At 62.4% G+C, this 12,688-nt stretch carries 13 protein-coding genes and 1 pseudogene; 6 read left to right on the forward strand and 8 right to left on the reverse strand.

Translation table 11 applies throughout. From position 1 onward, the window contains the following. Nucleotides 1–519 precede the first annotated feature (519 nt). Entirely contained in the window at nt 520–711 is a 192-nt protein-coding gene (locus DCG74_RS30915) for a hypothetical protein (protein ID WP_172785238.1), read from the forward strand. Nucleotides 712–799: 88 nt separating this feature from the next. On the opposite strand, the gene DCG74_RS30920 is transcribed toward DCG74_RS30915, so the two are convergent. Continuing rightward, nucleotides 800–1,681 (reverse strand): outer membrane protein, encoded by an 882-nt coding sequence (locus DCG74_RS30920; RefSeq protein ID WP_172785389.1) that lies wholly within the window; start codon nt 1,679–1,681, stop codon nt 800–802. Nucleotides 1,682–1,868: 187 nt separating this feature from the next. Next, a pseudogene (locus DCG74_RS30925) lies at nt 1,869–2,063 on the reverse strand (tripartite tricarboxylate transporter permease); the annotation flags it as partial. A gap of 482 nt (nt 2,064–2,545) precedes the next feature. Here DCG74_RS30925 and DCG74_RS30930 point away from each other — a divergent pair. Beyond that, a complete protein-coding gene (locus DCG74_RS30930) occupies nt 2,546–3,031 on the forward strand; it encodes a hypothetical protein (RefSeq protein WP_172785390.1) in 486 nt (161 codons plus the stop codon). Nucleotides 3,032–3,169: 138 nt separating this feature from the next. Here DCG74_RS30930 and DCG74_RS30935 read toward each other — a convergent pair whose 3' ends face one another. The 3 genes from DCG74_RS30935 to DCG74_RS30945 all read right to left on the reverse strand — a co-directional run bounded on the left by DCG74_RS30935 (nt 3,170) and on the right by DCG74_RS30945 (nt 6,389). After that, a complete protein-coding gene (locus DCG74_RS30935) occupies nt 3,170–4,657 on the reverse strand; it encodes a tripartite tricarboxylate transporter permease (protein ID WP_172785391.1) in 1,488 nt (495 codons plus the stop codon). Between the two features lie 12 nt (nt 4,658–4,669). Then, nucleotides 4,670–5,212 carry a tripartite tricarboxylate transporter TctB family protein gene (locus DCG74_RS30940; protein ID WP_172785392.1) on the reverse strand — a complete coding sequence of 181 codons (543 nt, stop codon included), beginning with the start codon at nt 5,210–5,212 and terminating at the stop codon, nt 4,670–4,672. Between the two features lie 202 nt (nt 5,213–5,414). Further along, on the reverse strand, nt 5,415–6,389 hold the full coding sequence (locus DCG74_RS30945; RefSeq protein ID WP_172785393.1) for a tripartite tricarboxylate transporter substrate binding protein: 975 nt from the start codon (nt 6,387–6,389) through the stop codon (nt 5,415–5,417). 275 nt (nt 6,390–6,664) lie between these two features. Between DCG74_RS30945 and DCG74_RS30950 the strand changes: the two genes are divergently transcribed. The 3 genes from DCG74_RS30950 to DCG74_RS30960 all read left to right on the forward strand — a co-directional run bounded on the left by DCG74_RS30950 (nt 6,665) and on the right by DCG74_RS30960 (nt 8,317). Then, entirely contained in the window at nt 6,665–7,021 is a 357-nt protein-coding gene (locus DCG74_RS30950) for a hypothetical protein (RefSeq protein ID WP_172785394.1), read from the forward strand. Nucleotides 7,022–7,290: 269 nt separating this feature from the next. Then, nucleotides 7,291–7,752: a hypothetical protein gene (locus DCG74_RS30955; RefSeq protein ID WP_172785395.1), complete on the forward strand. Its 462-nt coding sequence runs from the start codon at nt 7,291–7,293 to the stop codon at nt 7,750–7,752. 217 nt (nt 7,753–7,969) lie between these two features. Then, nucleotides 7,970–8,317, forward strand: coding sequence for an addiction module antidote protein (locus DCG74_RS30960; protein WP_257187446.1), 348 nt, complete (start codon nt 7,970–7,972; stop codon nt 8,315–8,317). Nucleotides 8,318–8,434: 117 nt separating this feature from the next. Here DCG74_RS30960 and DCG74_RS30965 read toward each other — a convergent pair whose 3' ends face one another. From DCG74_RS30965 to DCG74_RS30975, 3 genes are all read right to left on the reverse strand, one after another. Beyond that, nucleotides 8,435–9,232, reverse strand: coding sequence for an enoyl-CoA hydratase/isomerase family protein (locus DCG74_RS30965; protein ID WP_172785397.1), 798 nt, complete (start codon nt 9,230–9,232; stop codon nt 8,435–8,437). 39 nt (nt 9,233–9,271) lie between these two features. Continuing rightward, nucleotides 9,272–10,471, reverse strand: a complete 1,200-nt coding sequence (locus DCG74_RS30970) for an alanine--glyoxylate aminotransferase family protein (RefSeq protein WP_172785398.1) — start codon at nt 10,469–10,471, stop codon at nt 9,272–9,274. Nucleotides 10,472–10,576: 105 nt separating this feature from the next. After that, nucleotides 10,577–11,779 (reverse strand): alanine--glyoxylate aminotransferase family protein, encoded by a 1,203-nt coding sequence (locus DCG74_RS30975; protein WP_172785399.1) that lies wholly within the window; start codon nt 11,777–11,779, stop codon nt 10,577–10,579. Nucleotides 11,780–11,915: 136 nt separating this feature from the next. Here DCG74_RS30975 and DCG74_RS30980 point away from each other — a divergent pair, with 136 nt between their 5' ends. Then, on the forward strand, nt 11,916–12,662 hold the full coding sequence (locus DCG74_RS30980; protein ID WP_172785400.1) for a GntR family transcriptional regulator: 747 nt from the start codon (nt 11,916–11,918) through the stop codon (nt 12,660–12,662). The last annotated feature ends 26 nt before the right edge of the window (nt 12,663–12,688 follow it).

Raw genomic sequence — 12,688 nt, forward strand, 5'->3', positions numbered from 1 at the left:
TCGGCAGAAGAGGCATGCGCCGCCGTCTCCGGCACGAACACGCCTCGATACGGCCCTTGCCGAAGCTCTCGCAGCCCGGCGAGCCGTAGATCGTGCGCAGATTGCCCGAACGGTGTCCATGCCAATGCCGGCGAGCAGCGCCCCAGCGATGACCGTCTTACGGGTGGCCTAGACACCGACGAACGTGAACAGATTGGCCGTAAAAATCGCGACGTTAAGCTAGAAATCAGGCTTACGTGCTGGCGGCCGGCCGGGCGGCGGTTCGTTCAAATCTCGCGCCCAAGGAGCACCTGTTACGGCTCTTGACCTTGAAGACGTTTCGTCAGAGCTGACACAGGAAGAAATCAGAAAACTTGCGCTCACTGCAGCAGCGGCCCCCACCATCTTCATACTGGAGGTCAACACCGAACGGCTCGATCGAGTTGGAGCTTCCTGCATCACAAGCACCCGGCTGAATCGGTAAAGCTAAACTAGCAGAATGGTGCAGGATCAGCGAGTCAGGGGCTGTCCGGCAACCACTTGGAGCAACAGGACAATCGAACCTGCTCGAACGAAGAGTTCCCCGATAGCCCTCTAGCTGTGCCTTCCTGCACGCCGAGCAGGATGGTGGCGCGGGCGCCGGAATTGGGTGAGCAGACCGACGAGGTGCTGAAGGAATTCGGCTTCGGGGCCGACGAGATCGCAAGGCTCCGCGACGCCAAGGTGGTGTGACCTCACGCGCCCCGTCTGCAACGACAAAGCCCGGCGCGAGGCCGGGCTTTGCTTGTTGTTGACGCCTTGGTTGATCTCAGTACTTCGCTTAGTACTTGGCGACGACCGGGCCGTCGAACTGGTAGTTGATGCCGGCGCGCAGGATGTGGTCGGTGAAGCGCGACGAGACATTGGCGCTGATCGGCAAGGCGGGCGACAGCGTGAACGGGCCGGACGAGAAGCGCCCGAGATCCATGTAGAGATATTCGAGCTTGGCACTCCAGTTCCGGGTGATCTTGCCCTCGACGCCCACGCCGGCAGTCCAGCCCACGCGCGTGGTCGAGTTGGAGCCGACCGACGTAATCGGAGCGCCAAAGGGCGCAATGCCGCTGAAGCTGGTCATCGTGCCTGTGGTCTTGATTTCGCCGAAGGCCAGACCGCCGGTGCCGTAGAACAGCACCTTCGGAGTCGCCAGGATGCCAACGCGGCCCCGAACCGTGCCGAACCACTGGAGCTTCTGGTCGACCGTCAGGGTCGTGCCAGCCAGACCGCCGGGCGGCAAGAACGTCAGACCGGGAAGACAGGGTCCGGCGACCGGCGCGACGGCAGTACCGACGCAGCTGAAGCCGGCGCTGCCCTTCTCGCCCGACCACTGGAGGTCGCCCTCGATGCCATAGACCCAGTTTGCATTTTGCCAATTGTAGCCGGCTTGGCCGCCCGCGATACCGCCGTTCATGTCGAACGCCCCACTGGTGATGGAGCCGGCCGGAGGCGCGATCGGTATGCCAGTCGGCGTGTTAAAATAGGTGACGTCGGTGCGAGAACGTCCCCAGCTGTAGCCGCCGTTGACGCCGACATAGAAGCCCGTCCAGCTCCAGACCGGATCGACGATCGGCGCCTTGACATAGGGCTTTGCCGCGAGATCGGCGGCCAGCGCGCCGGTCGCAAACAGCGACATCGCGGCCGCCATTCCAATCACTATCCGCTTCATGGAGAATTCCCCCTTGCACGATCTTGTGATCGAACATACCCGCATGCTCGCCCAAGGGCTGTGTCGCAGCGGCAACATTCGGAAACAATCGAAATCGCGGTCGTATGCTGCTTTCGTCTAAGCTATTGATTTTAAGCGAATAGCTGCCGCGTCCTAGGGGCGATGTCGTCCTGGTCCCATGCGTCAACCCGACACGGGCGAAGAGATTGTCGATCACCGGCCAGAACAGCAGCAGAATCCCCAAGGTTGTGATCGAGCCGACCAGGCCGTTCGACCAGAACAACCTTCAAAGTGCCCCCGGAACCGATCCATCGAGAAGGCGGAAGGCATCCTCGGCTTGGTTGCCGAGCACGACCGGAAGGGTGAACCGCGCCAGCGGAATGCAGCAGCTTGATCTCGCGAGCGCGCGGCATCGGGAGCGGCGGCAGATGCAACGAACGCCATTCGCAGCGCCCGTCCGACTTGACGGTTCAAGCTGTCGCTGCTCTTAGAGACTCAGCGTCGAAGGACATGGTGAAGAAGATGATGCAAAATTGGCTTCTTGCCCTGTTTACTGGCTTGATGGTTGTCGCCTGCTTATTGGCTGCTGTCCTTGTTGATAGTATCTGCTGCAGACTAAGGGAGCGAGGATCCCGCTTCGCTGCTTCCGGTCGCGCACCTTCGGGACTCAAATAGCTGCCCGTGAAAACGAGGCCAGTTCTGATCCGACGGCCGATCGCCCGCCAATCCCGACATTCTCCTTTCCCAACGGTGAGCCCGAGATAATTCCCATTGCTCAGCAATCCCGGAGGACAACGATATGACTAAGGTAGTCAATGCTATGGTTCGCGATGCCAACCATCCGTGCAGTAAATAGGAAATCAGATGATTTTGAGTACGCATGCGATCGTCGGTGGCGCGATCGCCAGCCTGTTTCAATTGCACCCGGCAGCCGCGGCCATCGCGGGATTCGCAAGTCATTTTGCAATTGATGCAATTCCGCATTGGGACTATCCGCTTCGCTCAATAAGTCTGGGCAAAGGCGCCAACAATCGCCGCCTGTCCTTCAGCCGTGCGACACTGAGGGATTTTGCAATCATCGGAATTGATGCTTGCGCCGGACTTGGCCTTGCGCTCTGGATGTTTGCAGCGGAAGGATCAATTTGGATAATTGCGATCGGCGCCTCAACCGCGATGTTGCCAGACGCGTTGCAATTCGTTCACACCCTTTACCCGCGGGGCTTGCTTCACATCCTCCAACGCTTTCATTGGTGGATACACTCTAAGCGCGCGCTGACAGGACTATTTGGCGTGGGCTCGCAACTCGCATTCGCCGGAACCGTTGCCGTACTCGCAAGAAGCATCCATTGAATCCGGCAGCATAACCCGGACATGCATCGAAGGCCGACGATATCTCGCGCTCAACCTTTCGCAAACCAACTTCGACGCCAGCCCGAGACAATCGCGAATGTTATTGCCTAAGACTTGGTGGCCTTAGCGCCGTTTCCTTCATCTTGAGCGCTTGAGAAGCCCGTCGATCACCGGCCAGAACAGCAGCAGAATCGCCAGCGTCGTGATGGAGCCAACGAGGCCGTTCGACCAAAAGACCCCAAGGTTTCCACCCGAGCCGATCATCGACAGGCGGAAGGCATCCTCGGCACGGTTGCCGAGCACGAGCGCCAGGGTGAACGGCGCCAGCGGAATGCCGATCTTCTTGAAGACGTAGCCGACCACGCCGAAGCCGAGCATCAGCCAGATGTCGAACATCGCGTTCTGGATGGCATAGGCGCCGATCGCGCAGGACACCACGATCATCGGCGCCACCGCCGCGAACGGCACGCGCAGGATCGAGGCGAAGATCGGAACCGTCGTCAGCACCAGCACGAGGCCGACGACGTTGCCGAGATACATCGAGGCGATCAGCCCCCAGACGAAGTCCTTGTGCTCGACGAACAGCAGCGGCCCCGGATTGAGCCCCCACACCATCAATCCGCCGAGCAGAATCGCGGCGGTGCCCGAGCCGGGAATGCCGAGCGCCAGCATCGGCAGCAGCGCCGAGGTGCCGGAGGCATGCGCCGCCGTCTCCGGCGCGAACACGCCCTCGATGCGTCCCTTGCCAAAACCCTCGGGCTCCTTGGCGAAGCGTTTTGCCAGATTGTAGCCCATGAAGGAGGCCGCGATCGCACCGCCCGGGGTGATGCCGAGCCAGCAGCCGATGAAGGAGGAGCGCAGCAGCGTCACCCAGTATTGCGGCAGGTCCTTCCAGACGCCGAGCACCACGCGCAGCGAGATGCTAGCTGCATGTCCGCGCAGCGCAAGGCGCTCCTCCATCGTCAGCAGGATCTCGCTGATGCCAAACAGGCCGATGACGGCGACCAGGAAGTTGATGCCGCGCAAGAGTTCCGGCGAGCCGAAGGTCATGCGCAGACTGCCGGAGACCGTATCCATGCCGATGCCGGCGAGCAGCAGCCCCAGCGACATCGAGATGACGGTCTTGTGCTTGGCCTCGCGCCCGAGGCCGACGAAGGAGCAGAAGGTCAGGAGATAGACCGCGAAGAACTCGGGCGGGCCGAATTTCAGCGCAAAGGACGAGATCATCGGCGCGAGGAAGGTGATCAGCAGCACCGCGACCAGCGAGCCGACGAAGGAGGAGGTGAACGCCGCTGTCAGCGCCTCCGCCGCCCTGCCCTGCTGCGCCATCGGATAGCCGTCGAAAGTGGTCGCGACCGACCAGGCTTCGCCCGGGATGTTGAACAGGATCGAGGTGATCGCGCCGCCGAACAAGGCGCCCCAATAGATGCAGGACAGCATCACGATGGCCGAGGTCGGGTCCATCGTGAAGGTGAGCGGCAACAGGATCGCAACGCCGTTGGGGCCGCCGAGCCCGGGCAGCACGCCGACGAAGATGCCGAGCACCAGCCCGACCATCATCAGCACGAGCGTCTTCCACGTCAGCAGGACTGCAAAGCCGTGGAGCAGGAGACCGAGAGCTTCCATCGCGCGGCGCCCCTAGCGGCCGAGGGCCGCTTCGAGCGGCCCCTTCGGCATGATGACGTCGAAGGCGACGTCGAAGGTGACGAACATGAGCGCCGTGAACGCGAACGCGGTGAGCAGCGCCTTCCACAGCGCGATCTTTCCGACGAGCCGCATGAAGCCTGCGATCAGGAGAAAGCTCGCGACATAGAGGCCGAGGAACTGGGTCGCCAGGCAGAACAGCAGCGTCGGCACGAACACCGCCAGCACGCGGCGGCCTTGCGCGCGCGTGACGAAAGTCCCCGACGAGGCGCGCCGCGCCAGCAGCGCCGCGATCAGCCCGTAGAGGCTGCCGCCGGCGAGAATGACGGACAGATAGAACGGGAAATAGCCGGGCTCGGGCCCGGTCGCATCCCAGGATGCGCCGGTGCACCAATTGTCGTAGCCGAGCGTGACCGCGAGCGCGAGCAGCAAGAGGCAGACGACAATCTCGATCGTGCCGGACGAGACGACGGAAGGGGAATCGTCTTCGGGCGCGGTGGGATCCTCGACGACGATTTCGATATCGGTTTGGGACATGCTGAAACAACAACGCTGTGGCCAATCCCCTCTCCCGCTTGCGGGGCTGCGACGAGCTTCGCTCGCGCTGAGAGGGTTGGGGTGAGGGGGAGTCTCCGCGCAGACGGTGAAAGTCGGACTCGAGGAGAGTCCCCTCACCCGGATCGCATCTTCGATACGATCCGACCTTTCCCCGCAAGCGGGGCGAGGTGAAGGAAACCGGCTACTTCGCGACGAAACCGGCTTCCGTCATCAGCGACTTGTTCAGCGCATCGTCCTCCTCGAGGAACTGCACCATGTCCTTGCCGGTGAGGAAGATCGGCTTCAAGGCCTGCTTCTCCATGTACTCCTTGTACTCCGCGGTCTGCGTCACCTTGTGGAACAGATCGACGTAGAACGCCTGCTGCTCCGGCGTGACCTTGCCGGGCAGGAACATCGCGCGCAGCATCAGATATTGGACGTCGACGCCCTCCTCCTTGCAGGTCGGGATGTCGGCCCAGGACTGCGTGTCGGTCACCTTGGTGGTGTAGGAAATACGCTCCCTGTCGAACACGCAGAGCGGCCGCACCTGGCCGGCGCGCCAGACTTCGAGATTTTCGGACGGGTTGTTGACGTTGGCCTCGGTGTGGTTGCCGACCAGCTGGGTCGCGGCCTCGCCGCCGGACTTGTAGGGCAGATAGGAGAATTTCGCGCCGGTCTTCTGCTCCAGGAACACGGTGAGCACGTGGTCCTCGCGCTTGGAGCCGGTGCCGCCCATCTTGAACGGCGCGCTCGCCGCCTTCGCCGCCGCGACGAAGTCCTTCACCGTCTTGGGGCCCGCGCTGTTGTCCCACAGTACGAACTGGTCAAGCGCGACCACGGAGACCGGCGTCAGATCGCGCCAGTTGAACGGGATCTTCGCCGACAGCGGCAGCATGTAGATCAGCGAATAGGCGATCAGCACCTTGTTCGGATCGCCCTCGCTGGACTTCATGTACATCAGCGCTTCCGCACCCGAGGCGCCGCCCTTGAGCGAGACCACGATCGGCTGCTTCATCAGATTGTTCTTCTGGATCGCGGCCTGCATCATCCGCGCCATCTGGTCGGAGGCGCCACCCGCGCCCGCCGCCACCACGATCTCCACCGGTTTCGTCGGCTCCCAGCCCGCAACAGCCGGCGTGCCACAAAGCGCCATTGCGAGCGCAATTGCGGCCTTCATTCCATGTCCCACGTGCGTCTTCCCTATCTTCTTGTTTGCATTGGAAATTCGGCGATGAATTCAGGCCCATTGTGCTGGCGAATCCAGCCGAGTTCAAGCTATCCAAAGTCATCCCCCTTATGACTTTGGAATGAGACAAGTCTCGCGGGATAGGAGCTACAAAGAGCCCGTTGGTCCTTTGGACGAGCGAAAAAGATCAGTGGCCCGGCCTCAGGCTTGACTTATCAAGCCTCCGACGTTTTCTGAGTTAGCGAAATGTATTTTGAAGTGCTGACGTGATGCCGCGCCTGCTCTACATCAACGAGAAATTTGGCCACGACGCAACGATCATCCTCGACAGCGGGGACGCCTGTTGGGTCTCCGTTGGCAGCCGGGGCGTCTTGGTACGCTCCCACAAGCACAGCTTCTGGGGTGGATTGTTGGGAAGCCTGCTTGGTCTGAAGCTCTATCGGGAGCGGGATGTCTACCGCGCACTCAGTGTGGCTCAAGCCCTCGCCGCGACGTTTCGGCCGGTTCCACAAATTCAGTGCCGAGACGTGATCCTCAAGGCATTCTGCACAGCGGTCTGGCACAGCTCTTCACCCGCACGCGTTAAGGACGTTCTGAATGACCCGGCTTTGCTCGAAGGGTAACATTGCTAGCTGCAAGCACGGCTCCTGACAGGGCCATATTTGCTTCGTCTGTGCTTGCAATTTTGTTTTCCAACCCTATTCCTGAAAATATGAGTACCAGTAGAAAACTGAGTTTGAACCCCGGCCACGCGCGGAAGAGAACGCGGTGGAAAGTGAAGTGGGGAGTTCCCGCCCGAGCCGCTGGCGGCACAGCTAGAGCTGCCGCGCTATCCGGTGACGAGCGACGCGAAATTGCGCGGAAGGCCGCCAAGGCCCGTTGGGCGAGACACTTGCCGCGGGCGACGCATGAAGGCGTCATCCGGTTTGGCGGCATCGAGATTGAGGTTGCCGTTCTCGATGACGGACGGCGCCTGGTGACCCAGAGTGGCTTCATGGTGGGCCTAGGTCGCATTCGCCCCCCCAAGGGACGTCAGTATTACAGGAGCGGCGCCAATCTCCCTGCTTTTTTGACAGTCCAGAACCTAAAGCCGTTTATCGGCGAAGAGTTGATTCGGGTCGCTAACCAGATCGAATTCCGTACCAAACAGGGCCTCAAGGCGTTCGGGTACGCGGCCGACTTCCTGTCGGAGGTCTGCGATGTCTTTGCGCGCGCCCAACGAGCCGGAGTCTTAAAGACAACCCAACGCAATATTGCTCACCGCGCCGGAATTATCGCCGAGCACCTCGAAGGCTCAGGTGCGATGCGTATCATCGACGAAGCTACGGGCTATCACGAAACACGCGAAGCGTAGACGCGCGAGGAGCATGTGTAACGCCGGCCATTTGAGAACCTTAGGGGCAGAGACTAGCGAAGTGCGCTTGATCACTGACCAGGTCAGCGCGTGTACCATGAGCAAGTCTCCAACGGAGTCGCATTGACCGCTTGTGATAGGTCAAGCCAAGATCGGAACATCAGACATGCCAAAGCGATCGCAGCAGCGCGGCTCTGAGCAGAGAGCGAATGTAAGGGTGACTACATTCGATGCTGCGGACTATCTGAAGACGCCGACAGCGATTGCCGCTTATCTGACTGAAGCCTTCGAGACGAATGACCACGCTTACATTTGTAACGCACTCGACACCGCAGCGCGCGCCAAGGGGATGGGTGACATCTCGATAGCGGCCGGCCTCTCTCGTGAGAGTCTCTACAAGACGTTCAAAGCGACCGCAAAACCTGAATTCGAGACGGTCCGAAAGCTCATGAACTCGATCGGCGTCAAATTGGTTGCCAAGCCAATCGATGATCAGCAGGTGAGCTCGACCGGGCCGTCTTTTTCCCCGCATGCCGCTGGCCGGAGACGCCCAGGATCACGCTGACGCGGTCGCGTGCGCGCATCTCCAACCTGAATTGAATTCGCGCAGGCTGAAGTTTGATTTCGCGTTAGCTCGTCGCAACTATGCCTTTGACAGGGCGCAGGTCGGACTGAGGCGGGGCTACTTGCCCTTCCAGACCGGCGCCCGCTTCTTGAGAAAGGCGTCCATGCCCTCGCGGAAATCTTCGCTCATATAGGCTTTCAGGATCAGGTCCTCGCCTTCCTCGCGCGACAGCGTGCGGCGGATGCGGCGCACGGCTTCCTTGGTCGCCTCCAGCGTCAGCGGCGCGTGGCTGGCGACGAGCTTTGCAGTCTCGTCGGCACGGCGCTGCAGCGTCTCCACGTCAGGCACGACCTCATTGAGCAGGCCGAGCGCCAGAGCCTCCGGCGCCTCGACCAGGCGCGCCTTGAAGATCAGGTCCTTGGTGCGGGCAGGACCGACCAGCGCGACCACGCGGCTGACGTTCGACATCGACAGGCAATTGCCGAGCGTGCGCGCGATCGGAAAACCGATCCGCGTCGTCTCGGTGCCGATGCGAAGATCGCAGCAGGCCGCAATGCCCGCGCCGCCGCCGGTGCAGGCGCCGGCGATCGCCGCGATCACCGGCACGCGGCACTGCTCCAGCGTGCCGAGCACGCGGTCGATGCGCGCCTCGTAGTCGAGCGCATCCTGCGCGGTCTTGAAGGCGCGGAATTGCGAAATGTCGGTGCCGGAGGCGAACGCCTTGTCGCCCGCGCCGGTCAGGATCAGCGCCTTGATCGAACGGTCGGCGTTGATCTCCTCGCAGATCTCCGCCATGCGGTCATACATGGCGAAGGTCATGGCGTTGCGCGCCTGCGGGCGGTTGAAGGTGATCCGCGCGATGCCGTCCGTGACGGAGTAGAGCAGGTCTTCGTTGGTCGTCGTCGGTGCGTTCATCGCGCGCTCACTTTCTTCCCTAGTTCAGTCAGGCTGCCTTTAGGCAACCTGAGCCTTGGTCATCGGCACCACGTCGCGTCGCTTCAGGACGTCCATGGCCGCAAGCACGCCGCCGCTTCGGTGCGGGATCTTTGCAAGGTCGAGGCCCATCTCGACGCCTGCGAGCGTGCCCATCAGCATCAGATCGTTGAAATGGCCGATATGGCCGATGCGGAACACCTTGCCCTTCACCTTGTTCAGGCCGGTGCCGAGCGACATGTCGAAGTTTTCCAGCACAACCTTGCGGAAGGCGTCGGCATCAAAGCCCTCAGGCACGCGAACGCCGGTCAGCGCCGGAGAATGCGCGGCGGGATCGGCACATTGCGTCTCCAGGCCCCAAACCTTGACCGCAGCGCGCGTCGCGGCGCTGTGGCGCTTGTGGCGAGACCAGACATTCTCCAGCCCCTCCTCCTCCAGCATCTTCACCGCCTCGCGCAGGCCGTAGAGCAGGTTCGTCGCGGGCGTGTAGGGGAAGGTGCCGAGCTTGTTGAAGCTGATGACCTCCTGCCAGTCCCAGTAGGAGCGCATGCCCGGATTGGCCCTGGCGACCGCGAGCGCCTTCTCCGAGACGGCGTTGAAGCCGAGGCCCGGCGGCAGCATCAGGCCCTTCTGCGAGCCCGCGACCGAAACGTCGATGCCCCAGGCATCGTGCTCATATTCCATCGAGCCGAGGCCGGAGATGGTGTCGACCATCAACAGCGCCGGATGTTTGACACGGTCGAGGATCTTGCGCACCTCCAAGGGAGGAGTCACGCAGCCGGTCGAGGTCTCGTTGTGCACGACGCAGACCGCCTTGATCGCGTGCTGCTTGTCGGCGGCAAGGCGCTTCTCGATCTCGGCGAGGTCGGCGCCATGGCGCCAGTCGCTCGGGATGAAGTCGACGTCGAGCTTGAACTTGTCGGCGATGCCGCGCCAGAGCACGGCGAACTGGCCGGTCTCGCACATCAGGACCTTGTCGCCGGGCGCAAACACGTTGACCATCGCCGCTTCCCAGGCGCCGGTACCGGACGAGGGGAAGATGATCACGGGCTGCTTGGTGCGGAACACGCGCTGCATCGCGGCAAGCACGGCAAAGCCGAGCTCGGCGAACTCCGGACCGCGATGGTCCAAAGTCGGCATGTCCATCGCCCGCAGCACCCGATCGGGCACGTTGGTCGGTCCTGGAATCTGTAAGAAATGCCTTCCAGTATGCACAGTCATCGGCGTCCTTCCCGGTCTTGCCCTAGATTTGATGGGCGCCGAATAGCACCATTTGACCGGCTTGTCCCCTCCTCCAAAGGGCCGTTCGGGGATGGCGGACCACCTTTAGGTGCCGACGATCTTCAGGTGCGGGCCGGCATTGCCCTGCGGGCGCTGCTCCAGCAGCTTCATGGCGACATCGACGCCGCCGGAGCGGTGCGGCACGCCGGCCACCGACAGGCCCATCTCGACACCGGTGAGCGCGCCGAGCAGCGTCAGCGCATTGCATTCGCCGAGATGGCCGATGCGGAAGACTTTTCCGGCAACTTTCGACAGGCCCGAGCCGAGCGACATGTTGTAATTGTCGAGCACGACTTTCCGGAACTGATCGGCGTCATGGCCCGGCGGCATCAGCACGGCCGTGAGCACCGGCGAGAACTCCGATGGCTCCTGGCAGAGCACTTCGAGGCCCCAATGATTGACGGCGGCGCGCGTCGCGGCGGCGAGGCGCTGATGCCGCGCAAAGACGTTGTCGAGCCCCTCCTCGAGCAGCATCGCGATCGCCTCGCGCAGGCCGTAGAGCAGATTGGTCGCGGGTGTATAGGGGAAGAAGCCCTTGGCGTTGGGCTTGAGCATCTCCTCCCAGTCGAAATAGGAGCGCGGCATCTTGTTGGTCTTGGATGCAGCCAGCGCCTTCTCCGAGATCGCGTTGAAGCCGAGGCCGGGCGGCAGCATGAAACCCTTTTGCGAGCAGCTGACGCTGACATCGACCTTCCACTCGTCATGACGATAGTCGACCGAGCCGAGCGAGGAGATGGTGTCGACCATCAAGAGCGCCGGATGCGACGCGCGGTCGATAGCGGCGCGGATCTCGGCGATGCGGCTGGTCGCGCCGGTCGAGGTCTCGTTGTGCACGACCATGACGGCCTTGATGGTGCGCGCGGTGTCCTCGGAGAGCTTGGCCTCGATCACCGCCGGATCGGCGCCGCGGCGCCAGTCGCCCGGGACGAAATCGACCTCGATGCCGAAGCGGCCGGCCATCTGCCGCCACATCGTGGCGAAGTGGCCGGTCTCGACCATCAGCACCTTGTCGCCTGGCGACAGCGTGTTGACGATCGCAGCCTCCCAGGCGCCGGTCCCTGACGAAGGGAAGATCACCACCGGCCCCTTGGTCTGAAAGATCTTCTGGCTGCCTTCGAGCACGGTCCGGCCGAGCTCGCCGAATTCGGCGCTGCGGTGGTCGATGACGGGCATGTCCATCGCGCGCAGGACGCGCTCGGGGACCGGGCTCGGGCCCGGAATCTGCAGGAAATGGCGTCCCTGAGGCATGAAAAAGCTCCCTTTCGGCGGGTTATGGCCGGCTCTGTCAAACTATTTTGCATTCATTTTTTGTCCATTCAATCGAAATCTGGTATTCGATTGCGGAGCGTCGACGCGACCCATCGGGCAAACTACTGTGCTGCAGATGAAATCCACGATTCCCGACACCGGGGTTCCGATCACCCCGACCTCCGGCAATGGCGGGCGCCAGGAAAACCGTCACGAGGCCTCGCTGCATGGCGAGATCCTGCTGCGGCTGCGCGACTACGTGGTCGAAGGCAATATTCCCGAAGGCGCGCGCGTTCCCGAGCGGCAGCTCTGCCAGATGCTCGGCATCTCCCGCACGCCGTTGCGCGAGGCGCTCAAGGTGCTCGCCGCCGAGGGCCTGATCGAGCTACTACCCAACCGCGGCGCACGGGTGCGCCAGCTCAGCCAGCGCGACCTGGAAGAACTGTTCGACGTCATGGCGGGACTGGAAAGCCTGGCTGGGCGCCTCGCCTGCGAAGCCATCACGGATGCGGAAATCACGGCGATCGAGCAGCTGCACTACGAGATGTATGGCCATTATCTGCATCGCGACATGCACGGCTATTTCCAGGCCAACCAGCGCATCCACGAGAGCATTGTCGCGGCCGCGCGCAACGAGACGCTGAAGATTGCCTACGCCAATTTCGCCGGCCGGATCCGACGCGTCCGCTACTCCGCCAATTTCGCCCGCAAGCGGCAGCGCTGGGCGGAAGCCATGCGCGAGCACGAGGCCATCCTCGATGCACTGCGCCGGCGCGCCGGTAGCGAGCTCAGCGACATCCTGTTCCAGCATCTGCGCAACAAGCGGACGGCCGCGATCGAGCACTTGACCGAGCCTCAAGAGGGCGCGCCGGCACTGCCTTGAGGGCGCCCGGCTTGCTCATTTTGCAT

It is taken from the genome of Bradyrhizobium sp. WBAH42, from assembly GCF_024585265.1.
Classification (GTDB): domain Bacteria; phylum Pseudomonadota; class Alphaproteobacteria; order Rhizobiales; family Xanthobacteraceae; genus Bradyrhizobium.